Source organism: Sphingopyxis sp. MG, assembly GCF_002953155.1.
Taxonomy (GTDB): domain Bacteria; phylum Pseudomonadota; class Alphaproteobacteria; order Sphingomonadales; family Sphingomonadaceae; genus Sphingopyxis; species Sphingopyxis granuli.
On sequence record NZ_CP026381.1, the window covers coordinates 2,858,639 to 2,881,665 of the forward strand.

The window sequence follows — 23,027 nt, forward strand, 5'->3', positions numbered from 1 at the left end:
CTGATAATCACTAACTTGACGATTATCAAATAAATTGCTTTGTGCATCTGAGCCCGATGGGGACGAATCATGGCGCGCGCGGCTTTTCAGCGAGACGCCGAAAATGGGAAAGGATGGGCCATGCATTTCGAACTGGCCGAAGAACATCAGATGGTGAAAGAGCTCGTCACGAAGTTCGTTCGCGACTTCATGATGCCGCTCGAAACAGCCGTGATGGAGCGCGAGGCGGCCGGCAAGGAAATGTACCTCACCAAGGAGGAGCAAGCCTCGCTCGACGCCAAAGCTGGCGAACTCGGTCTGTTCGGCCTCGACGCGCCGGCGGACGTCGGCGGGACCGACCTGCCGGTGGTCGCGATGGTCGGCGTCGAAGAAGCGCTTGGCTACACGGTAACCCCATATGTCCTGCCGCCCGACTCTCCCAATCTGCGCATGCTAATTGCCACCGTCGACGATCGGCAGCGCGAAGCCTATTTGGAGCCGCTCGTCGCGGGCAAGACCAAGTCCGCGATCGGCATCTCGGAGCCTGGCGCGGGTTCCGACCCGGCAATGATGAAGACGCGGGCTGTCCGAGACGGCGATGATTGGATCATCAACGGGCGGAAGATCTGGATCACCTACGCCGACGAGGCCGACTTCACGATCGTCATGGCAGTGACCGACGTGGAAAAGGGCGCGCGTGGAGGCATGAGCGCGTTCCTGGTCGATCGCAACACGCCCGGCTTCAATGTGCTGCGGCGGATCCCGATGCTCGGCGGTCAGTCGACCTATGAAATCGCCCTGGAGGACTGCCGGGTCGAAGGCTGGAAGCTGCTCGGCGTTGAAGGCCAGGGGTTCGCGCCGATGCAGACCCGGCTTAGCACGCGGCGCATCCAGATGGCCGCCTGGTCGATCGGTATGGCGCAACGCGCGCTAGACATGCTTGTCGACTACGCGCCGCAGCGCCAGACATTCGGCGCGCCGCTTTCTGAGCGTCAAGCCATCCAGTTCTGGGTTGCGGAGGCTGCGACCAATATCCACGCCGCCCGGCTGATGGCCTATGATTGCGCTTGGAAACTCGACAATGGACAGGATGTTCGTTCCGAGATCAGCATGATCAAATGGTATGCCACCGAAATGGCCTTCACTGTTGTCGATCGAGCGATGCAGGCGTTTGGCGGGATGGGCATGACCAAGGAGGTCCCGCTTCAGCTGATGCAGGCCAAGCTGCGTACGATGCGGGTCTATGACGGTCCGACCGAGATCCACAAGTGGGTCATCGCACGCAACCTGCTCGGCACGCGCAAGTAGCGACGGGGCGGGAGCGCCGATCATGACGTTTACGGCACGAGTCGCAGAGCAACGATTTCTCCTGCGGCATGTCGCGGGGATACACGATCTCATCGGCCTGGATCGCTTTGCCGGTCTCGACGAGGAACTGATCGGCGCGATTGTCCAGGGCAGCGCCGAATTTGCAGAAAGCGCCTTCGCACCTCTGCAGCGGATCGGGGACGACCCGGGCCCGCGCTGGGCGGCGGGCAAGGTGATCATGCCCGCAGGTTTCCGCGAAGCTTATGCCGACTTCATCGAGAGCGGATGGGGGACGATCGCGGCGCCGGCGGACTATGGCGGTCAAGGCCTTCCCTTCAGTCTCGCGACGCTGGTGCTGGAGAATCTGAGCGCGGCAAACCTCGGCTTTGCAGCCTGTCCGACGCTGACCGCCGGAGCAATCGAGGCCATCGAAGCCCATGGCTCGGAAGAGCAGAAAGCGCGCTGGCTGCCCAAGCTTATCAGCGGCGCCTGGTCGGGCACGATGAACCTCACCGAGCCGCAGGCTGGCTCGGACGTCGGCGCCCTTCGAACTATGGCGGTGCCAGCCAGCGACGGCCGCTATCGCATTACGGGCCAGAAAATCTTCATCTCTTTTGGCGAACATGATCTCACCGAGAATATTGTGCATCTTGTGCTTGCGCGTCTTCCGGATGCGCCTGCCGGATCGAAGGGCATCTCCCTGTTCATCGTCCCGCGGCAGCGTGTCGAGGACGACGGCGCCTTGGGCGTCCCGAACGATGTGCGCTGTGCCTCGATCGAGCACAAGCTGGGCCTCCATGCCTCGCCTACCTGTATCATGGCCTATGGCGATGAGGGCGACTGTCTTGGGGAACTGCTTGGCGAACCAAATGGCGGCCTGCGTGCGATGTTCACGATGATGAACAATGCACGGATCAATGTCGGCAATCAGGGTGTCCAGGTGGCGGAACGGGCGCGGCAGCGGGCGCTGGCCTATGCCTGCGACCGCATCCAGTCACCGCGGGCCGACCGCAGCTCCGGCACCGCGCCTGTCGCGATCATCGGACACCCCGACGTTCGCCGGATGGCACTGCGGATGAACGCCCTGACCCAGGCAGCGCGTGCGTTGCTATACTATGCTTCGGGGCTGACCGACCGGGCACGGTCCGGCGACCGCGGCGCGGCGGTCCGTGCTGACCTGCTCGTTCCGCTCGTCAAATCCTATGGCTCGGACGTCGGCTGCGAAGTTGCGTTGCTCGGGGTTAAGATTCACGGGGGCATGGGTTTCATCGAGGAAACCGGCGCCGCACAACATTATCGCGATGCCCCGATCATGCCGATTTACGAGGGCACGAACGGCATTCAGGCCGCGGATTTCGTGGGACGGAAGCTTGTCGGCGACGGGGGAGCGGGCATAACGAGCCTCATCGACGAGATCATGGCCGACGAACTCGGCTCCCCGGAACTCGAGCCTCTGGCCGTTGCCGTGAAGTCCATCTCTCACTGGATGCTTGCCGCTTCGGTCAATGATCGGCTTGCCGGAAGCTATGCGTTCATGACGATGGCGTCGGTACTGACCGCCGGCTGGCTGATGAGCCGACAGGCCCGGCTGGTCGATGATATCACGGATGGACAGGATTTTGCGGAAGGTAAGCGGGCTGCGGCCCGCTTCTATCTCCGCTGCATCATACCCGAAGCACTTGGGCTCCGCGCCGCCGCGCTCGCCGGCGCAGAGCTGCTTTACGATCCGTCGAACGAAGCGCTTGTAGCGTGATCGCTAGCCCCCTGACCTGGCACTGCGCCATTCGCAATTTTGAGGAGATGAATCGATGAGCAAGACAGTCGAGATCTGGAGCAGCCTGACTGCTCCTGGCAGCAGTCAGGATCCTCGCATGGTGGCGAAGCGAGCGCAGCGCCTTGAGAAGGATGGCTGGAGCGGCGGAGCATTCCCGGATTCGCAACTTATCGCCGGAGAGGCGTTCGCGACCTTGGCATGGTGCGCGGCGAGGACCAGCACGCTGAAGCTCGGCACCGGCACCAGCAATCCCTCCACTCGCCATCCGTCCGTACTCGCCGGCGCTGCCGCCACCATCCAGGCCATATCCGAGGGACGCATGACGCTGAGCATCGGTCGCGGCGATTCATCGCTCGCCTATATCGGCGCGCCGCCCGCCTCTCTCGGAATATTTGAAAAGGCGCTTGCGACGATCCGGACCTATTTGGCGGGGGAGGACGTCTCGGCTGAAAATGCCGTCCAGTTTCTTCTCGAGAAGCGCGACTTCAGCAACCTCGCGATCGGCGAGTCACCGGAGTCGAGTCCGCTCAAGTGGCTGCCCGAGGACTATACGCCCCCCGAGCTGGAGGTTGCAGCCACAGGCCCGAAGGTGATCGCCATCGCCGCGCGTCACGCGGACCGCATCGGTCTGGCGCTCGGCGCGAGCGTCGAACGCCTGAAATGGGCGATTGCGACCGCCCGCGAAGAACTCGAACGGACCGGCCGGGATCCTGCGCAACTCAAATTTGGCGCCTACATCCCATGCTACCCTCACGCGAACCACCAGCTCGCGCGCGATCTGTCGCAAGGCATGGTGGCTTCGATGAGCCGTTTCTCGGTGATGAACAAGCATGTCGTCGGTCCGGTGACGGATCAGGAGCGCGCCAATCTCGAACGCGTCGCGTCAACGTACGATATGAAGAATCATGGGGCTAACAGCAGCAAGCAGTCGGAGGTTCTTGACCCCGAATTCATCGACAAGTTCGGGTTGGTGGGCGACCCCGCGGTTTGCGTCGAGCGGATTCTCGAACTCCGCGACCTTGGTATCGACAAGTTCATGCTGTGGACCGCGGACACCGAAGGCGTTCCGGGCGAGAGCTATGCCTGTGCCGTCGAGGAAGTTTTGCCGAAAGTGATGCCAATGACGTGACCTGCATCGTGCTCATAGAGCCGCCGCCCAACGAATCGGCGCCGCTCCTCCGCAATGCGCGAGCGCGAGCGCGAGACATTTTTGGGAATGCACTGAATTCCGTTAATTTTCGTTCTCGGCTTCATAAATCTACTTGCAGTTCGTCAAACTTGTTCCTTGACAACTTTCAAGTTAAATCTATCCTCCCATTCGAATCATCGCGAAAAAGATGAAGTATTGGGAGACGGGATATGCGGAGCGGCGCTTCAAGCACGGGCTTGTGTCTAATTGGAATTTTGCTGGCCTCGACCAGCGCTTCTGCGGTCGCACAGACCAGCGAACAGCAGAGTGCGGTCGACGAGCAAGCTAACTCAGACGATTCTGTCGACATCATCGTGACCGCTCGCAAGCGCGACGAAACGTCGCTCGCGGTCCCGGTTATCCTGACCGCGGTCAGCGCGGACCAACTCAACAAGCGCGGTATCAACTCGATTGATGGCTTGACGAAGTTGGTCCCCACACTCATCGCTGGCGAGGGTGGCGGCGCGCAGCAGGGTATTGTAGCGATTCGCGGCTTCTCGGGTTCCGAAAGCAACCCCATCGCCGATCAAGCTGTGTCGTTTAACATTGACGGTGTGCAGGTTGCGCGCGCGAGCGTCCGCCGAATGGCGACGATGGATCTCGCCCAGATTGAAGTCCTTAAGGGACCGCAGGCGTTGTTTTTTGGCAAGAACAGTCCCGCAGGCGTCATTTCAATTAAGAGTGCGGAGCCCACCCGTGATTTTGCTGCGAAAATTAGTGCCAGTTACGAAGTGATCGGTGAGGAGGTGGCGACAGAGGGTTTTGTATCCGGCCCGCTGACGCCGACATTAGGCGCTCGCGTGGCATTTTATGCTTCGGATCTTCATGGTTGGGGGCATAATCTCATAGATCCTGGCAACGGCTATGCTCCGTCTAACCGCAACATGGGCGCTTCAAAAGAAGGCGCGATCCGTGGAACCCTAAAGTTCGATCCATCCGATCGGTTCACTGCCACACTTCGTGCTAGTTACTCCAAGCTACGGACTAACGGACCGTTCGACACCACCCAAGTGATCGACTGCCCGCTTGGCGTTACCCAGCTTGGCGATCCAATTGCATGCATAGCCGATGATGAGAACTACTTGGGAAGCAGCGGGCCGGTTGCTGGGACTATTCAGCCTCGGATTGGCGATGGCGACCCATATCTCAAGCAAAGCCAGCGTCTATATAGCCTAAATATGGGTTATGAAATTAGCGACGACCTGCACATCGCTTCGATCACGGGGTTGTACGATCTAAAAACCCGGATGGTGGATAGCACCGCAGTTACCGGGAACCCCTCGTTTATCCGTCCAGCGGCCATAGATCTCGACTTTAAGGAGCTCTCGCAGGAATTGAGGCTGCACAGCAGTTACCCTGGTTTTTTGAACTTCGTTATGGGCATTCACCTCTCCGACAGCGAGGCTTACAGCTTTACTCAAACCTTCGCCGGAGCGGTCACGCCGGTAACCGGCAGCACCTGGGATGTTGTGCAGAAGGGCACAGCGTGGTCGGCGCTCGGGCAGATCATACTTACGCCCATCGACACTCTGGAGATTAGCGCGGGCGGTCGATATTCCTACGAGAAAAAGCGTCTGAGCCGTGCAAAGGGAGGTCCTCTTTTCGTCGATCAGCCGCCAATTCAAAGCTCAGAGACTTGGAATGATTTTTCGCCAGAGGTCACTGTGGCCTTTCGCCCGAATAATCGAATCACCATCTTCGGCTCGTACAAACAGGGTTATCTTTCTGGCGGCTTCAATGCCCCAAGCATCCGGCTTCCGAATTCTGACGCTCTCTTTGATCAACAAAACATCGCTGGCTTCGAAGGCGGCTTGAAGATGATCGCGCTCAATGGCAACCTTCGCGCCGACCTCACTGCGTACGACTATAATATTAAAGGCCTACAGGTTTCGAGCGTTGTAATTACCCCCACGGGTCCGGTCCTCGAAACTACGAACGCCGGTAAAGTCTCACTCAGCGGCGTAGAATTGGCGATGACATATGGCACGCCTATTCCGGGTCTTACGTTCAATGGAGCGGCTGCCTACTCCCGCGGCGTCACCGATCGTTTCACGTTTTCCTGCTATGGCGGCCAAACCCAAGCAGAAGGCTGCAATTTTGGCCCACAAAATGCAGCGGGCCGATTTAGTCAGCAGGATCGGTCGGGCAAGCGATTGGTTCGTTCGCCGAAATGGACGTTCAATGTCGGGCTGACTTATAAAGCGACGTTTAATGGCGGGGAAACGCTCACCTTGTCGCCAAACCTATCCTATGTGTCCGAATTTGATACCGACTCGGCGGGCAGTCCAGGTGGCATTCAGAAGGGCTATGCCTTGCTTGACGCTACTGCGCTGTTCGTCGACAGGTCCAAGCTCTGGGAATTCGCTGTCATCGGGCAAAACCTTTCCAACCGCTACTACATCGCACGCAGTACTGCCGTTGTTGGCACCGGCACAAGTGCTGGCGGATTGACTGGAACACGTGCCGACACGCAGGCCGGTGTAAGTCGTGGGCGGGAAGTAAAGTTCCGCGTGACGCGGCGGTTTTAGTGCCATGGCATCGGACAATCGTGATGGATTGGAGAAGGACTATGTACGTCTCGATGCTACCGGGCAGATTGCGAGCAGCATGAGTCGACGGGATTTCGCCCTAATCGTAAGGAACCCGCCCAATCACGACCATCTGACTTGTACCGCTGTTGTGGCGGGCTTGAGGAGCACTCTTGGCGGCACACTCGCCGACACTCAAGGCTATGCCGGCCGAGAGCGAGAAGTCGTTTCCCGTATGACACGCCGATTCTGGCTTAGAACGGAGCAAGGCTTGGCGCCTCGAGGTAGCGATCCTATTGGGAGACCCCAGACGCCAAGCCGAGCTTGCAGCGCATTTTGGATTTAAACCATGCTTACTCGCTTTGACGACTATCTGATCCATCAGACGATCGACACGCTCGATCATGTCGCGACGGGCGATCCCCGTTTTCAGGATCGCGGTCTGTTCAATGTTCATGCGGCGAATTCGGACTTTCTCTTTCAAATCGGATTTGGCGTTTATCCCAACCAGAACATGATCGATGGCTGGGTCTGCGGTGTCGTTGGCGACCGGCAGTTTAATATGCGCGCCGCGCGTCCGCTCAAACATGATCGCTCGGACCTGAACATTGGCCCGCTGAAGATCGAGATCATCGAGCCGATGCAGAAGTGGCGTATCCAGACCGAAGAGAATTCCTACGGCGTGCAGTGCGATATCGTATTCGAAGCGCGCTCACCGGCCTATGAATTCAAGCCATCCTATGTGCGGCGAAACAACATGATCGAGCATCATCAGATGCACGTCATGCAAAGCGGAACCTATACCGGCTGGGTGCAGATCGGCGATCAACGGTTCGATTCGGGCCTGATTGGTTCGAGAGACCGGTCGTGGGGCGTTCGGGGGCCGCATGCCAACCAGAAAATGGACATTCGCTCTCACGGCATGACATCGGGCGATGACGCACCCAAGGCCAGCGCGCCCGACCAAACCCGTCGGGCCTGGATTGCGGCAGAATTCAAGGACCGCACATTGCATGGCTGGTTCTGGACCGACACGCATGGGCGGGCACTGATTGCCGATGGCTGCATCATCGACGTTGCAACGAGCGCGGATGGCCCGCGCTTCTGCGCCTGGAAAAATCCCGACGTCCACATGGCCAGTGAAGGCTATCCGCAGTCGATGGTGATGACGCTGATCGACGAAAGCGGAGAGCAGGTCGTCCTTGAGGCTCGCCCGTTGCTGTGCCGGTCCCCGGAAGGGAATGGATATTTCAAGGGTTTCTATGGCCGGCAGCGGAGCGCGCTCCACGTAGAAGGCGAAGAGCTCGACATGAGCGATCCGGGGTTTCGTGCCGAGAAGGGCTATATGAATGGGCCGATGCTCACAGAGTTTCGCCTCGATGGCGAGATTGGTTATGGCGTCCTGATCACCGCATTGCTGGCCCGTAACCTATGAGCCTAGCAAGAGAGCAAGCCGGTCCTGGCGAGGCCGAAGCCCGTCTGCAGCACAGGCTTGGCGAATGGCTGCGCTCGAAATGCGACGCCCCTGCAGCGGAAATCCTCTCGGCAGAACCGCTGAACGGCGGATATACCAATCTCACCTGGCGCGTGTCCGCAAGGGTCTCGGGCCGGACCTTCGGCGACGATCTCCAGTTCATCCTGCGGATGGCTACCGAAGGCGGCGTTTCGACGCCGGACGATCTGCCGCTCCTAGCCCAGTTCGACCTCCTCAAGGCACTTGAACCCACTGCTGTGAAGGCGCCGGTACCGCTGTGGTTCGAGAGCGACAGCGACATTCTCGGTGCGCAATTCCTGACGATGCAGCCGCTGGGGGGGGAAACGGGCCCGCGCTATTTTCCCCTCGACCTTCCTGACAGGAACGAGCGGATTTCCTCCTTCGTTCGGACGCTACGCGATATCCACGCCGTCGATTGGCAAGCCGGCGAACTCGAACGGATTTTGACCGCTCCGAAACCCGAGCACTGCGCGCAGGCCGCTCTATACCGGGTGATGCGGTGCGTGAGCAGCCGCGGTCTCGACCAGCATCCGCTGGCGCGCCGCGCCACGGCGTGGCTTTCCGAGCGCCTCCCACCGCGCTCCGAGGTCGCGCTGGTTCACGGCGATTCCAATCTTTCCAACTACCGCTTCGAAAAGGGCGAAGTCGTTGGTGTGCTCGACTGGGAAATGGCGATGCTCAGCGATCCGGCCTGGGACGTCGCATTCTATTGCGGCGCCATCCCGAAATTCTATGCCGACCAGTCGGTGGCGGTTCAGCAGGGCGAACGGGAGCGATTTCTCGACAGCTACAGCTCTGAAACCGGCAGACGGATCGACGACCTGCCATTTTGGGAGGTTCTGTTTTTGCTCCGCGCCGCCTCGGGAAGCCAGCTTGCTGCCATGGGCGACAACCGAACGCCGATCTACTGGCAACGTCTCGAAGATCTGACGCGATAGAGATTTCACGGTCGCACCTCGTCGCTCAGGCGCGCCGGGGAGAAGGAAATTAGCAGAAATGTCCACTGAATCAGACCGGCTCCGACAATATGGCGTGCTGGTCGTGCTCAGCTTGATCACCGTCCTCAACCAGGCCGACCGTGTCATCATGTCGGTGGCCGGCGAAGCCGTAAAGATCGATCTCAAGCTCACCGACGGCCAGTTGGGCCTGCTGGGTGGACTGGCTTTCACGGTGCTGTACAGCACGATGGCACTTCCGATTGCGCGATTGGCCGATCGCGTCGACCGGTGGAAACTTCTTTCTGTGTGCGTGTTGTTCTGGTCGGCGATGACTGTCGCCTGCGGTGCCGCAAAGAATTTTACGCATCTCTTCCTTGCCCGCGCCGGCGTCGGCATCGGCGAGGCAGGATGTTCACCCAACACCCATTCACTCATCGGCGATTATTTTTCCGCTGGCAGCCGCACGACAGCAATAGCCGTCCTGATGGGTTCGATCAGCATCGGCGGGCTCGTTGGCGCGGTCATTGGCGGACAGATCGTCGAGCATCATGGCTGGCGCTCTTCCTTCTTGGTGATGGGGGCGCCCGGGATCGTCTTGGCGATAATCTGCCTGCTGGTCTTTCGCGATCCCTTCCGAGACGCGAGTTCCCCGGACTCGAAAGTCGATCGATATGTCCCGACGCTGAAAGAGGTTCTGATCATCCTCTTTCGTCACCGCTATTGGCGGCACATGTTCATCGCCGCCGCGCTCGTCATGGTCGGCAGCTATTCATTCGCCCAATTTTCCGCACCTTTCTTCGTACGGCGCTATTCGCTCGGTTTTGGCGATGCCGGCTTGATGTACGGCCTCGTCATGGGGGTGACCGGCGCCATTGGGGGGGTCATCGGCGGCATCATCTGCGACAAGATCCCGCAGTGGGGAATGGCGCGCTACGGCTGGGTGCCGGCTGCGGGACTGATCGTCAGCGCGCCTCTGTTCATCATCGGCTTTTCTCAACCCGATCCCTGGATGGCAGCCGCCGTAATAGCCCCGGCCGCTTTGCTGAAGATGCTCTATATGGGGCCGACGTTCGGAATGGTGCAGGAACTTGTCACGGCGCGAATGCGCGCGACCGCGACCGCGTTGCTCTTCATGACGACCGGGCTCGTCGGCGGCATGGGTCCGATGATTACCGGCTTTATCATCGACTATCGGGCAGGCACGCGTTTCGCGAGCTTGGTCGATGGCGATTATGCGCAACTCTGCCCGGGCGGTCGCGCCATTGCCGGAGCCGCCGAGCAAGTCCGGGCCGCATGCTGGGAAGCCTTGTCGTCCGGCACCCAGCAAGCGCTTGTTGCCACGTCGCTGATCATGCTGTGGGCGGCGGGTCACTATATTTACGCGGGGATATTGATGCGTCGCGAAGTTCCGGCTTCGGGCCAAACGCCGGCCGAGCCAGCGGCAGCTTGAACCCTGGTTCGCCGATCGCGAAGCCTGTCTCGCGGAGTTGAGACAGGTCAACGGGTGCAGCCCAACCGGGCGGACGCAATCGACCTGCTCCCGTGCCGTCACCGCATAATCTCAGGCGGGAGACTAAGCTTAGAGATACTTTTCCGGCGTAGAATGACGGGGAAATCCCTGCCGTTGGAGCTGACGCTGGACACGGCGAATGGGAATCGAACCAGACGCCTGTCGCGCGGGCGATTGCCAAGACGCCCGCCATGATCGCTACCTTATGCTGCGAACCCCGAAAACCTGGTCAGCGATCATCGAGCCAAGGCGGCTAGTCCAACCCCGGCCCATGCATTTGTTGCATGATCTCGGGCGCAATGCGGAAGGCCTCGATATAATCTTCGGGCGTGTCAATATCGACCGCTAGACCCTGCCTCTTGGCGATGCCGGCACCGGTGCCAGCCATCTCCAAGTGAAGGGCGAAACTTCCCGGTCCGAAGTGGTACGGGAAGCCAACCGGGTCGGCCAAGGCTAAGGCGTTGGTTCCTGTCCCCGCTCGGTCGGGCGCCAAGGCCGATCCGGTCGAGGCGGCCAAAGCGAGGAGATATGCGACATCGGGGGAATCGAGCAGGGGAAGGTCCGCATGAATGATCAAGGTCGGACCACCGGATCGCCGATTGACCAGCGCCGCCAGCTCGGCATTCAGCCCGCGTCCGCCATCCTCCGCCAAGCGCCCGGTCCAGATCTCCGGGACATCGTCACCTAGTAGCAGTATGTCATCGACGTCGCTGCACGCGGCCAATGTACTGCTCACATGGCTGAACATATTGCGGCTCAGCCGCAACCGCTCGTCGGGCGAGAGGAGTTTGGAGAGCCGGCTTTTGCCGCCACCTTCCCGATAAGGAATTATGGCGGTCCATTTCATCCGCGCAGATCGCGAGCCAGCGCCAACGCCTCGGCCGCTACGCGAACCCTGTCCTCCAGCGTTACCATCAGCGTGTCGGCGGAGCGGGTCTTGATGCCGAGCGCAACCTGGCCGTCGCGGATATCGACGAGCATAGCGTCGATCAGCCCTTCATAATGAGCCGCGACCGAGGCAGGCGAAATTTCAATGCCAAGCTCGGCCATTAGCTTCGCCGTCGGTCCCTTCACGGCCTTTCCACCCACGATCGGAGACACGGCTACAACCGGAGCGGTCGCGCGTTCCAAGGCCGAACGAATCTCGGGGACAGCCAGGATCGGATCGACGCTGAGATAGGGGTTCGATGGGGCAATGAGGATTGCCTCGACCTCCGGATGCAATATCGCATCGACGGCGCCGAGCGCTGCCTTTGCTGTCGCGGCGCCTTCGAACCGGACAGCGCGGACCTTCGGCTCGCATCGCCGTGCGACAAAATAATGCTGGAAGGGCAGGTCGCCTTCGTCGGTGGTCACGATGGTCGCGACGCGCTCATCGCTCATCGGCAATATCGCGGCGCCAATTTCCCATGCGCGAGCGAAGTCTGCACAGATCTTCGAAAGGCTGTCGCCCGCACGAAGGCGCATGGTGCGCAAGACGTGCAATGCAAGATCCCCATCCCCAAGCTGGAACCAGTCCTCGCCGCCGAGTTCGCGCAACGCGGTCATGAACGCCCAGCTTTCCGCCGCGCGCCCCCATCCCTGCTCGGCGTTGGCCTTGCCCGACAATGTGTAGAGCAAGGTGTCGATATCGGGCGAGATGGCAAGCCCGAGATGTTCGAAATCATCTCCCGTATTTACAATCGCGGTGAGCTGCTTGGGGGGAACCAGCTGCGACAGGCCAAGCACGAGCTTCGCGCCTCCCACACCGCCGGTGAGAACGATAAACTTGCCGCTCAACGGAACAGATCCTCTTCGAGAGGGCGGACAAGGTCGGCGGCGGGACGCGCACCGTCGGGCCAGCTTGCGCCCCGGACGAGCGCCGCGGGGACACCTTCCGCCCCCTCACCCATTGCAAGGCCGGCGGCCGTCGCAGCCATGTCAGCCAGCGCAATCTGGGTTACCTCGAGCATGCGACCATCTCGATCATGTTCCCCGCGTTTGTCGATGAGTGCCGGCAGACCAGCGGCGCCCAGGGCGACGCCGACGACGCCCATCCGCCAAGGGCGGCCGAAGCTGTCGGCAAGGACCACGGCGGGGGCCTGCCCAAAACGTCTGACAAAGCCGAACCGCAGTTTTTCCGCCGAAGCGTCGGCGTCGATAGGGAGCAGCAATGCGAGATCATCGCCGCGACCACCCAGATTGGAGCGATCGATTCCAGCATTGGCCATGATATGGCCGCTATGGTGCCGCGTGATCAGCACATGGGGCACCGCACGCAGAATGTCACTGGATTCGGCGAGCACCAGCTCAACCAAGCGAGGATCCTTGCGCGTGATGTCGGCAAGCCGCAATGCTTCGGTACCGGGGCGGACCGAGCCGAGATCCACGAAGCGATCCTCGGCTTTGGAGACGATCTTTTGGGTCACGACCAGAATGTCGCCCTGCTCGAACGGCGTGAGGGCAAGGGCGGCAAGCCGGTCAGCGAGAAGGGCATCGAGTGCCACGCCGGGCTCGATTTCGCCAATGCCGGTCAAGGGAATAATCTGGATCATGGGCGCCGTGAACTCGATATGGCCAAGTGGAAAAGGCGGCCGCTATCACAGTTGTCGGATTATCCGAATAGCCCCGGCGCCCACATCATATATTTTGTTGATGCGTTCGAAGCGCGGTTTCAGCCGCTCGGCTGCCGCTCAATTTGTCAGGTCCTTGGCGATCCATTTCTCCTGATTCTGCAGTGCGAACATCGAGAAAAAGCAATTGATGTCGCCATCGTCGCGCCGGACAGGCGCAGGAAAAGGAGTATGGGCGCCGCCACAACGAGAAGGCATCCGATGATGGCAAAGACTTCGAGAGACCCGCCACCCGGCTGCGCTCGTCGTAATCGCGTGACAGCGCGGCGCCGCAGGAGAGGTGCGGAATTTTGATGGCCGTGTCAAAGAAAGAAATGTCTGGCGACAATCAAGTCACACGCGATTCCTCATTGGGAGCGGATGGAAGGGCACATGTTGTCGCCCTTTGGAAGGGCGCACTCAGGACGATCGCCGTCGCTCAGTCGCGAAGCCCCGATCGGTCGCGATGAAGCGCTCGATCATCGGCACAGCGATCTTTTCGGGCGGCAAGGGTTCGGGGAGACCGACGGCTTTCGCATGGACCTGCGCGTAGGCGACGAGATCGCGATGCAGGGCACCGGGCAGCTCCAGTTGCAGCTTCACCGGCTTGTCGTCGGCGATCGGACCGAGCCTGAGCTTGCTCAAAGCGGGGCTCCGTCGAGCGGCTCGAGTATTAGATCGCGTGTCACCAGGACTCGCAGCAAGAAGCCGGGACGGATCGTCAGCGTCGGAGGGATGTTCATCTGCCGCTCGACGAGCCGCTGCCCCGACTGGTTGATCGACTCCTGCGCCCCGTCACGGAGCGCCCGAACGATCGCGCCATCGCCATTCGAACCAAGCTCGGCGCCCACGCCGAGCAAGGTCGAGAAAAGGGCAGCACGCAGCATCGACCCCCAATGATGGTCAGTTCGATCGGTGAGGCCGGCCATGCCGGCCGCATCCGCGCCGGGCTGGCGTTCAAGGCGGATAGACCGGCCACCGGGAAATATCAGCCGGTCCCAAGCGAGCAGCACCCGTTCCTGCCCGGCAGCGACCTCGCTGTCATAGTCGCCGATCAAGCGGGCACCTTGCGGGATGAGCAGGATCCGACCGGTCGGGCTGTCATAGACATTCTGCGTAACCTGCGCGGTGACCTGCCCGGGAAGGTCGGATCGGAGACCGGTTATCAATGCTGCGGGAATGACGCTGCCAGCTTGGAGAATATAGGCCGAGGCCGGCGCTCTGATACGCTCGGCGCTTTCGGCCGGTTTTCCTGTTTCGCCTGCGAGGAATGCGCGGCGCGCGCTTTCCCGGGTCTGCTCGCCGGCCAGGGAAGCTGGGACTGCCGCCGCCGGCAGACCGAACGATCCGCGCAGGGCGTCGGCGGTCGGGACGCTCGAGGCGTTGGCGCCAAGAAACAGCCGGCTGGCCTCTGCAGCCTCGCGTTCCTGCCGCGCTCGATCGCGCGCCTCCTCGGCGGAAGAGCGGGCGGCGCCTGCCGAATTGCCGATCGGCGGCACCGGGACAGTTTCGCCAGCCTGCTGCGCCGAGACGATTGGCCGACCAAGATCGCCGGGCAGCGGCGGGCCGAGTTTGGGCACCTTGCCGTAGTCGGCAGGCGCGTCGGTCACAACGTTCGCCCGGCTGGCGCCATCGGCCGAGTAGAGATTCTCGGCCGTCCTGGGCGCCGACGGCTGCAGGGCCCATAGCAAGGCGCCGCTTATCGCGGTGCCGCCCGCTGCGCCGATGATCGCCAAGGTCTTGCGCGAGATGCGCATGACGCGCGGCGGCTCGCCGCGCAGCCGAAAGGGATCGGCTTCCGGAAGCGCCGCCGTGCGCACGTCCCCGTCCGGCGCTTCGCCAGTCCCCACCGCATCGCTCTCCGGCGCGCTCATGACCGCCCCCGGCGGCGTGGCATCTCGCGCTCTATGCGAACGACGCGCGCCTGCTTTCCGGCGCCGAGCCGCAGCTCACCGCGCTCGAAGAGGCGATCGACGATCATATACCGCCCCTGGACCCGGTAATTTACGAGCTCGGCCTCGCCGGTGCTGCCGATGACAAAGAGCGGCGGCATGTCGCCCGTGGCGATATCTTCGCCAAACTCGATGAAGAGCTGGCGCGTGTCGTCGAAGGCGCGCACTGGCCGCCAGGTGGCCTTGTCGCCCGCGATCCGATAGCGAAAGTTGAGCGCCGCGAGGTCGAGCCCTACGGCAACCGGAGCCACGCGCTCGCGTTCGGCCTCGGCGGCGCGAAGCGCGATCAGTTCTTGTGCGGGATAGGACCACGAGACCGAGGCCATATAGGTCGCGGCCGTCGCGCGCAATTCGAGGTGATAGGTCCGACGCGTCGTGTTGATGACGATATTCGTCATGATGTCGGACCGCGTTGGTTTCACCAAGATATGCACGCGTCGCGACGCGCCGCTGCCGCTCACCGTGTCGCCGATGATCCAGCGAACCGTATCGCCGGCCGCAACGGGGCCAGGTCCGACAAGCTCCTCGCCTTCCTCCAGCACGATGTCCGTTACCTGCCCGGGCGCCGTATAAACCTGAAACAGGGCGCCTTCGGCCCAGGCATATTTCTGGATGGCGTTGAGGAAGGTCGCGCGTTCGGGCTGGACCCGCGCGGCGTCGTTGGCACGTCCGATGCTGTGCCGTGGATCGCGATTTTCGGCGGCGGTTGCCGGGATCGACAGGCAGAGTGCTGCCGCTCCGGCAAGCCGGGCGACACGAGAAATTTTCTTCATTGGCTGAGCTCCTTCGACCATGAAATGGCGGAAATAAATACGCCGAGCGGATTCCGCCGAAGAGCGTCGGCGGTGCGTGGAGGCATCCGCGTGATGGTTGCGATCGCAGACCAGCGCGACGTTTCGATGAGGCTGCCGTCGTGATAGCGGCGCTCGGTCCACGCTATGCGGAAGCTGTTCTGCGACGCCCGGATCACGCTCGAGACATCGATCGCGACCTGGACCTTGCCGACTTCGGCAAAGGGGTCATTATTACGGGCGTGATCGTTCAGCGCCTGCGCGCCCGAAGCGGTCACAAAGTCATAAGCGCTGAGCCAATCCTTGCGCAGCACCACGGGATCGGCGGGGATCGAGCGGATATGCTCGATGAAGCGCGCGAGATGGAACGCGATCTGCGGATCGCTCGGCTGATAATCGGCATCGGCGGGAGCGACCGCGCGTGCTTCGCCGAGCTTGTCGACTTCGACGACCCAAGGGGTGATCGTGCCGCGCGCCGATTGCCACACCAGGCCGCCCGCAAGTCCGCCGCTGATGATCAGCGCGCCGAAGAAAGCGAGCCGCCAGCTCTTCGCCTGGACGCGCGCGGAGCCGATGCGATCGTCCCAGACCTGCGCGGCGCGCTGATAGGGAGTGACGGGCTCGGGCGAGGCACCGTAATGATTTGCAGGTCGTTTGAACATCGATCAGTCCTTTTCGCTGATGTCGGGAGCGGAGCCGCCGCCATGGCTGTCGCCGCCTTTCAAGGTGTGCGCGCCGATCGAGGCGCCCTGAGTCAATGTCTGGCGCCGCCGCATTGCGGCGGCCCAGGCGGGCGGGCCGTCCGCGCCGGACGAGGACGCCGGGCTGTCGGTGGGACCATCGCGTCCGGCCGCGAAGTTCGCGCGGACCCGCTCCGCCATGCTCCGCACCGGCGCGCCGGCACCGCTGACGGCACTGCGCGCGACATTGGCAAGCCCTGCACCGACAGCCTTCGCGCCGTTCTTTCCGGCAGCACCCGCGGCATAGGCCGCCGACGCACTGCCGGCGCCGCGCGCGCCCGCGGCGGCGGCGCCGCGTACAGCGGTCGCCACGCCGCCCACCGCAAGAGTTGCGCCGGCAGCCCCGGCAGCGAGCGTCGCGCCTGCCGCGACGGTGGTTCCGGCTGCGGCGCCGGCGCCGAGCTGGGGACCGCCCGCCACGATGCCGTTGGCAATCGAAGGTCCGAAGATGCCAAGACCGAGCAAGGTGAGCGCGCCGAGCGCGATCGCCATGACCTGTTCGATGTCAGGTTCGGGGCCGAGACCCGCCTGCATGAAGCGATCGAACAGCGTCACGCCGATGCCGGTGATAACCGCGAGAACGAGCACCTTGATGCCCGAAGATATGATGTGGCCAAGCACGCGCTCGGCCATGAAGGCCGTGCGCCCGAAGAAAGCGAACGGGATCAGCACGAACCCGGCAAGGGTCACGAGTTTGAACTCGATTACGGTCACGAAGACCTGAACCGCGAGGATGAAGAAGGCGAGCACAACGATGACCCAGGCGATCAGCAGGATCATGATTTGGACGAAATTGGTGAAGAGGCCGACGGGGCCGACAAGGTCGGCCGACGCATCGAGCAGAGGCTGGGCCGCGTCGAGGCCGGTCGCGGCGACGACGCCGGGGCGCATGAAATCGCCGATCGCCATCGCTCCGCCGCTGGCCTTCAGCCCGAGACCGGCGAAACTTTCGAGCATGATGACGGCAAGCGTCTGGAAATTGCCGATGATGAAGGCGAAGACGCCGATGTAGAGCGTCTTCTTGACGAGACGCTGGATGATGTCCTCGTCGGTGCCCCACGCCCAGAACAGCGCCGCGATCGTCACGTCGATGACGATGAGGGTCGAGGAGAGAAAGCCAACCTCGCCTCCGAGCAGCCCGAAGCCGCTGTCGATATAGGTCGAGAAGACCGCCAGGAACTGGTCGATCACGCCGGTATCTTCCATGAGGCTAATCCTTCTGGCCAAAGAAATGGCGCCGCTTCGCGTCCCAAGCGGCTTCGCATTCGGGATCGGCGACGGTGATGGTGCGGCAGCGCTCCGCGACCGCGGTGTCGCTGACGGGTGCGTCCGCCTGGGTCATGGTCGCGGCGAACCCACCGGGCGCGGGCGGCAAGGAGGCATGAAGAATTGCCAATGCCATGATCAGACCGCCCAGCACCGCGACCGCCGCGATCTTCGCCGCCCGGCCCAAGTCAATTGCCCTTGCGGAAGCGGCGGAAGCGTTCCCGGCCTTCGGCTTCGGCGGCGGCGCTGCGTGCCGCGTCGAGCATCTGGGCGCGGCCCTGCGCGGCGAGCGCGGCGGCGATGTCGGTCAGTTGCTGCGACTGGACGGCAAGGATCTGGTTGCCCGCCTGCGCCGCTTGCAGGGCGCCCGCCGCCGACTGGCTCGCCGAGACGAGCGTTCCGATCGACTGGCCCGTTCCGGCGAGGTTGGCGACGACGCCGGCCTGCACTTTCATGGCGTCCTGGAAGGCGCCGACGCTATCCTTCCAGCGTGCCTCGGCATTGGCGACCATCGCGGCCTGCGACCCCGTCAGGCCGGCGCCCTTGTAACGCGCGTCGAACGCCGTCTGGATATCGCCGACATCGAAGGCGACGCGTTGCGCCTCGCCGAGAAGCTGGCGCGTGCGATCGACCTGGCCCTGCATCTCCTGCAAGGTCGACACCGGCAGACTGGTGAGGTTGCGCGCCTCGTTCGCCAGCGAGGTCGCCTGGTTCTGAAGCTGTTTGATCTGGTTGTTGATCTGCTCAAGGGTGCGCGCGGCGGTGAGGATGTTCTGTGCATAGTTGCGCGGGTCGTGAACGATGCCGCCGACCTGCGCCGCGGCAGGAGCAGAGACTGCGCTCATTGTCAGCGCCGATCCGGCAAGCAGGGTCGCCAGCAGCGCACGGCTCATCATAATCTTCATGATATTCACTCCTTTAGATGGTCGGGGGTTTCGAGGTTCGCGAGGAGATCGGCGGCCCAATAGAGGCCGCGGTGGCGCAGCCAGAATTCGGCGAAATCGGCACGGCCACGCGCCGCGACAATCTCGCCGATCTTGAGCTGATCGGTCTTCGAGGAGGCGGCGGTGAAGGCGAGCGCGACGTCGCCGAGCCCGAGTTCGAACAGCCGGTTGCCGCGCCGCGACTGGCAATAATAATCGCGCTTCGGCGTTGCCCGGCTCAATATCTCGATTTGGCGATCGTTGAGTCCGAAGCGCTCATAGACCCGCGCGATCTGCGGCTCGGCAGCGCGCTCGTTCGGGAGAAACATCCGGGTCGGACAGCTTTCGATAATCGCCGGTGCGATGCTCGATCCCTCGATATCGGCGAGGCTCTGCGTTGCGAAGATCACGCTCGCATTCTTCTTGCGCAGCGTCTTCAACCACTCTCGCAGCTGCGCCGCGAAGGCCGGGCTGTCGAGGACGAGCCAGCCCTCGTCGATGATGATCAGCGTCGGCGATCCGTCGAGGCGCCCCTCGATCCGATGAAACAGATAGGCGAGCACCGACGGCGCCGAAGAGGCACCGACCAGACCCTCTGTTTCGAGCGCCTGGACGCGCGCCGTCCCAAGATGCTCGGCCTCGGCGTCGAGCAGCCGTCCCCAGGGACCGCCGACGAGATAGGGCGAGAGCGCGAGCTTCAGCTCTTGCGACTGGAGCAGGACGGCAAGGCCGGTCAGCGTCCGTTCCGACACAGGCGCGCTCGCCAGCGAATTCAGCGCCGACCAGACATGCTCCTTCGCGGCGGGATCGACATTCACTCCTTCGCCCGCAAGCAAGGCGGCGAGCCATTCGGCCGCCCATGCCCGCTCGGCGGCCTCGTCGATGCGCGCAAGCGGCTGCAAGGCGACCGATCCCACGCTGCCGGCATCGTGCAGCGCGCCGCCAAGATCCTGCCAGTCGCCGCCCATCGCGATCGCCGCGGCGCGGATCGAGCCGCCATAATCGAAGGCGAAGATCTGGTTGCCTTCGTAGCGGCGGAACTGAAGCGCCATCAGCGCGAGCAGCACGGATTTGCCGGCACCCGTCGGGCCGACGACCAGCATATGGCCGACATCTCCGACATGAAGAGTGAGGCGGAACGGGGTCGAGCCTTCGGTCTTGCCGTAGAGCAAGGGGGCATCACCGAAATGCTCGTCGCGTTCCGCCCCCGCCCACACCGCGGACAGGGGAATGAGGTGGGCGAGATTGAGGGTGGAAATGGGCGGCTGGCGGACATTGGCATAGACATGGCCGGGAAGACTCCCGAACCAGGCCTCGAGTGCATTGACGCCCTCGACCGTGCAGGTGAAGTCGCGGCTCTGGACGATCTTCTCGACCAGCCGCAGCTTCTCGGCTGCGAGCGCGGGGTCGCGATCCCAGACGGTGATCGTCGCGGTGACATAGGCGATCCCAGCTTCGTCGGCGCCAAGCTCCTGCAGCGCCATGTCGGCGTCGGCGGCCTTGTTCGACGCGTCGCTGTCCATCAGCACCGAGGCCTCGTTGGTCATCACTTCCTTGAGGATCGCGGCGACCGACTTGCGCTTCGCGAACCACTGCCGCCGAATCTTCGTCAGCAGCTTGGTGGCATCGGTCTTGTCGAGCATGATCGCGCGCGACGACCAGCGATAGGCGAAGGCCTGGCGGTTGAGCTCGTCGAGCAGCCCCGGGAAAGTGACGCTCGGGAAACCGGTGATGGTCAGCGTACGCAGATGATGGTCGCCGAGCCGCGGCTCGAGCCCGCCGACCAGTGCTTCGTCGGCGAGCAGCGCGTCGAGATACATCGGGGTCTCGGGCACGCGAACGCGCTGGACCTTGGTCGAGATGCAGCTGTGGAGATAGGTGAGCGTTTCGCCGTCATCGAGCCATTCGGCCTCGGGCATGAATCCTTCGACGAGATGGAGCATGCGCCCGGTGCGGTCGATAAAGCTTTTCAGCAATTCCTTGGGATCGACCCCGGTCTTCGAGCGCCCCTCATAGAGCCAAGCCTCGGCGCGCGCAGCCTCCTCGGCTGGCGGCATCCACAAGAGCGTCAGATAATAAAAGCTTTCGAAATGCGCGCCCTCCTCGCGGAACTGCTCGCGGCGTTCGATATCGACCAGCTCGGACACGACATCGGGAAAATCCGACACCGGATAAGACAATGCCGGCACGCGCTGCGCCTCGACGAATACCGCCCAGCCTGACCCCAAACGGCGGAGCGCATTGTTGAGACGGGCGGTCACCGCGACGAGTTCGGCGGGCGTGGCGCTGTCGAGGTCGGGCCCGCGGAAGCGCGCCGTGCGCTGAAACGAACCATCCTTGTTCAGCACCACGCCCTCCGCCACCAGGCAGACCCATGGGAGAAAATCGGCAAGGCTGGCGGATTTCGAGCGATATTCGGAGAAGTTCATCATGGGCGCATCCAGACGGGATATTTGAGGTGACGGCGGGCGACGTCGACAAACTGCGGGTCACGCCGCGCGGCCCAGACCGAGAGGGCATGACCAACCGCCCAGATGGCGAGGCCGATGAGCCAGAGGCGGAGGCCAAGGCCGATCGCCCCGGCAAGCGTGCCGTTGACGATGGCGAGGCTGCGCGGCGCGCCGCCGAGCAGGATCGGTTCGGCGAGCGCCCGGTGCACCGGCGCGAAATAGCCCGGCACCTCCCCTTCCCGGCCCATCAGACGAGCGCTCCGCCGCCGAAGGAGAAGAAGGAGAGGAAGAAGCTCGAGGCCGCGAACGCGATCGATAGGCCGAACACGATCTGGATCAGCCGACGGAAGCCGCCCGACGTGTCGCCAAAGGCGAGGCTGAGGCCGGTCACGATGATGATAATCACCGCGACGGCCTTCGCGACCGGGCCCTCAATGCTCTCGAGGATCGACTGCAGCGGCGCTTCCCATGGCATCGAGGAACCACCGGCATGGGCCGGAGCCGACATTGCAAGTGCGACGAGCAGTGCGGTGGAGCAGAGCATGGCGCAACGCGCGCCATGCCGGGGGGCGTGGTTCATTGATTGTCTCCTTCGGGGTCAATGAGCGGGGTCAGGCGATATTCGAGGTTCAGCCGGTCGAACCCGTCGACGCGCGCGAGTTCGGAAAGGCGCCGGCCTGTCCCGTCGCGGACGAGCACGGCGACAAGATCGATCGTCTCGGCGAGCAGCGCGCGCGGCACGGTAATCACGGCCTCCTGGATGAGCTGCTCCATGCGGCGGAGCGCGCCGAGCGCGCTGCCGGCATGGATCGTGCCGACGCCGCCGGGATGACCCGTGCCCCAGGCTTTCAGAAGGTCGAGCGCCTCGGCGCCGCGTACTTCGCCGATCGGGATTCGGTCGGGACGAAGGCGCAGCGAGGAGCGCACGAGATCGGACAGCGAAGCAACGCCATCCTTGGTGCGCATCGCGACGAAGTTCGGCGCCGCGCATTGAAGTTCGCGCGTGTCCTCGATCAGGATGATGCGGTCGCTGCTTCCCGCGATCTCGGCGAGCAGGGCGTTGGTCAGCGTCGTCTTGCCGGTGCCGGTGCCGCCCGCGACGAGGATATTGAGCCGGTCGCGAACGCCGCGCCGGAGCATATCCGCCGCCGCGGCCGACATGGTCCCCGAGGCGACATAGTCGTCGAGAGTGAAGACGGCGATGGCGGGCTTGCGGATCGCAAAGGTCGGCGCCGCCACGACCGGCGGCAGCAATCCCTCAAAGCGTTCCCCGCCATCGGGCAGCTCGGCCGACACGCGCGGCGCGGCGCCATGCACCTCGGCGCCGACATGATGCGCGACGAGTCGGATGATGCGCTCGCCATCGGCGGCGCTCAGCGTCTCCCCGCTGGCTTCGATCCCCCGGCCGAGTCGGTCGATCCAGAGCCGCCCGTCGGGATTGAGCATGATTTCGATGATCTCGGGCTCGGCGAGCCATTCGGCGATCGCGCCGCCCATCGCGGTGCGAAGCATGCGCGCGCTGCGATGACGTGCCTCCAGCCGGATCGGTTCTGCGCCCATCGATATCCCCATTTGCTGGCGCGGGGCAGTGGT

Annotated in this window: 21 protein-coding genes; 7 read left to right on the forward strand and 14 right to left on the reverse strand. The window is 62.9% G+C overall.

Going from position 1 to position 23,027, the window contains the following annotated elements:
• The first annotated feature begins 120 nt into the window (after positions 1-120).
• The 7 genes from C3E99_RS13120 (at position 121) to C3E99_RS13150 (ending at position 10,661) form a co-directional block, all read left to right on the forward strand.
• Positions 121-1,287 carry an acyl-CoA dehydrogenase family protein gene (locus tag C3E99_RS13120; RefSeq protein WP_104959888.1) on the forward strand — a complete coding sequence of 389 codons (1,167 nt, stop codon included), beginning with the start codon at positions 121-123 and terminating at the stop codon, positions 1,285-1,287.
• A gap of 22 nt (positions 1,288-1,309) precedes the next feature.
• Positions 1,310-3,040, forward strand: coding sequence for an acyl-CoA dehydrogenase (locus C3E99_RS13125; RefSeq protein ID WP_104959889.1), 1,731 nt, complete (start codon positions 1,310-1,312; stop codon positions 3,038-3,040).
• A 55-nt stretch (positions 3,041-3,095) separates the two neighbouring features.
• Complete coding sequence (locus C3E99_RS13130; protein WP_104959890.1) at positions 3,096-4,190, forward strand: LLM class flavin-dependent oxidoreductase; 1,095 nt, start codon at positions 3,096-3,098, stop codon at positions 4,188-4,190.
• 230 nt (positions 4,191-4,420) lie between these two features.
• Entirely contained in the window at positions 4,421-6,778 is a 2,358-nt protein-coding gene (locus C3E99_RS13135; protein WP_104959891.1) for a TonB-dependent receptor, read from the forward strand.
• 349 nt (positions 6,779-7,127) lie between these two features.
• The gene (locus C3E99_RS13140; RefSeq protein ID WP_104959892.1) at positions 7,128-8,213 is read left to right on the forward strand and encodes a hypothetical protein; all 1,086 of its coding nucleotides are present in this window, start codon (positions 7,128-7,130) and stop codon (positions 8,211-8,213) included.
• Positions 8,210-9,211 (forward strand): phosphotransferase family protein, encoded by a 1,002-nt coding sequence (locus tag C3E99_RS13145; protein WP_104959893.1) that lies wholly within the window; start codon positions 8,210-8,212, stop codon positions 9,209-9,211. Before C3E99_RS13140 ends, C3E99_RS13145 begins: the two co-directional genes overlap by 4 nt.
• 58 nt (positions 9,212-9,269) lie before the next feature.
• Positions 9,270-10,661 (forward strand): spinster family MFS transporter, encoded by a 1,392-nt coding sequence (locus C3E99_RS13150; protein ID WP_104959894.1) that lies wholly within the window; start codon positions 9,270-9,272, stop codon positions 10,659-10,661.
• A 313-nt stretch (positions 10,662-10,974) separates the two neighbouring features.
• Here C3E99_RS13150 and cofC read toward each other — a convergent pair whose 3' ends face one another.
• From cofC to trbB, 14 genes are all read right to left on the reverse strand, one after another.
• Entirely contained in the window at positions 10,975-11,568 is a 594-nt protein-coding gene (gene cofC, locus C3E99_RS13155; RefSeq protein WP_104959895.1) for a 2-phospho-L-lactate guanylyltransferase, read from the reverse strand.
• Entirely contained in the window at positions 11,565-12,500 is a 936-nt protein-coding gene (cofD, locus tag C3E99_RS13160) for a 2-phospho-L-lactate transferase (RefSeq protein ID WP_104959896.1), read from the reverse strand. The genes cofC and cofD overlap by 4 nt, the downstream gene beginning before the upstream one ends.
• The gene (gene cofE / locus C3E99_RS13165) at positions 12,497-13,255 is read right to left on the reverse strand and encodes a coenzyme F420-0:L-glutamate ligase (protein WP_104959897.1); all 759 of its coding nucleotides are present in this window, start codon (positions 13,253-13,255) and stop codon (positions 12,497-12,499) included. Before cofE ends, cofD begins: the two co-directional genes overlap by 4 nt.
• 477 nt (positions 13,256-13,732) lie before the next feature.
• Positions 13,733-13,957, reverse strand: a complete 225-nt coding sequence (locus C3E99_RS13170; RefSeq protein WP_104959898.1) for a DUF2274 domain-containing protein — start codon at positions 13,955-13,957, stop codon at positions 13,733-13,735.
• Entirely contained in the window at positions 13,954-15,186 is a 1,233-nt protein-coding gene (locus tag C3E99_RS13175) for a TrbI/VirB10 family protein (protein ID WP_104959899.1), read from the reverse strand. The genes C3E99_RS13170 and C3E99_RS13175 overlap by 4 nt, the downstream gene beginning before the upstream one ends.
• Entirely contained in the window at positions 15,183-16,037 is an 855-nt protein-coding gene (gene trbG, locus C3E99_RS13180) for a P-type conjugative transfer protein TrbG (protein ID WP_104959900.1), read from the reverse strand. The genes C3E99_RS13175 and trbG overlap by 4 nt, the downstream gene beginning before the upstream one ends.
• Positions 16,034-16,717 carry a conjugal transfer protein TrbF gene (trbF, locus tag C3E99_RS13185; RefSeq protein WP_104959901.1) on the reverse strand — a complete coding sequence of 228 codons (684 nt, stop codon included), beginning with the start codon at positions 16,715-16,717 and terminating at the stop codon, positions 16,034-16,036. The genes trbG and trbF overlap by 4 nt, the downstream gene beginning before the upstream one ends.
• Positions 16,718-16,720: 3 nt before the next feature.
• Positions 16,721-18,001, reverse strand: a complete 1,281-nt coding sequence (gene trbL, locus C3E99_RS13190; RefSeq protein WP_104959902.1) for a P-type conjugative transfer protein TrbL — start codon at positions 17,999-18,001, stop codon at positions 16,721-16,723.
• A gap of 4 nt (positions 18,002-18,005) precedes the next feature.
• Positions 18,006-18,248 carry a putative entry exclusion protein TrbK-alt gene (trbK-alt, locus tag C3E99_RS13195; RefSeq protein WP_104959903.1) on the reverse strand — a complete coding sequence of 81 codons (243 nt, stop codon included), beginning with the start codon at positions 18,246-18,248 and terminating at the stop codon, positions 18,006-18,008.
• A gap of 1 nt (position 18,249) precedes the next feature.
• Complete coding sequence (gene trbJ, locus C3E99_RS13200) at positions 18,250-18,966, reverse strand: P-type conjugative transfer protein TrbJ (protein WP_104960375.1); 717 nt, start codon at positions 18,964-18,966, stop codon at positions 18,250-18,252.
• 5 nt (positions 18,967-18,971) lie between these two features.
• Entirely contained in the window at positions 18,972-21,416 is a 2,445-nt protein-coding gene (gene trbE, locus C3E99_RS13205; RefSeq protein ID WP_104959904.1) for a conjugal transfer protein TrbE, read from the reverse strand.
• Positions 21,413-21,682, reverse strand: a complete 270-nt coding sequence (locus tag C3E99_RS13210) for a VirB3 family type IV secretion system protein (protein WP_104959905.1) — start codon at positions 21,680-21,682, stop codon at positions 21,413-21,415. The genes trbE and C3E99_RS13210 overlap by 4 nt, the downstream gene beginning before the upstream one ends.
• Positions 21,682-22,014 carry a TrbC/VirB2 family protein gene (locus tag C3E99_RS13215; protein WP_104959906.1) on the reverse strand — a complete coding sequence of 111 codons (333 nt, stop codon included), beginning with the start codon at positions 22,012-22,014 and terminating at the stop codon, positions 21,682-21,684. The genes C3E99_RS13210 and C3E99_RS13215 overlap by 1 nt, the downstream gene beginning before the upstream one ends.
• Positions 22,011-22,994, reverse strand: coding sequence for a P-type conjugative transfer ATPase TrbB (gene trbB / locus C3E99_RS13220; protein WP_104959907.1), 984 nt, complete (start codon positions 22,992-22,994; stop codon positions 22,011-22,013). The genes C3E99_RS13215 and trbB overlap by 4 nt, the downstream gene beginning before the upstream one ends.
• Positions 22,995-23,027: the final 33 nt, after the last annotated feature.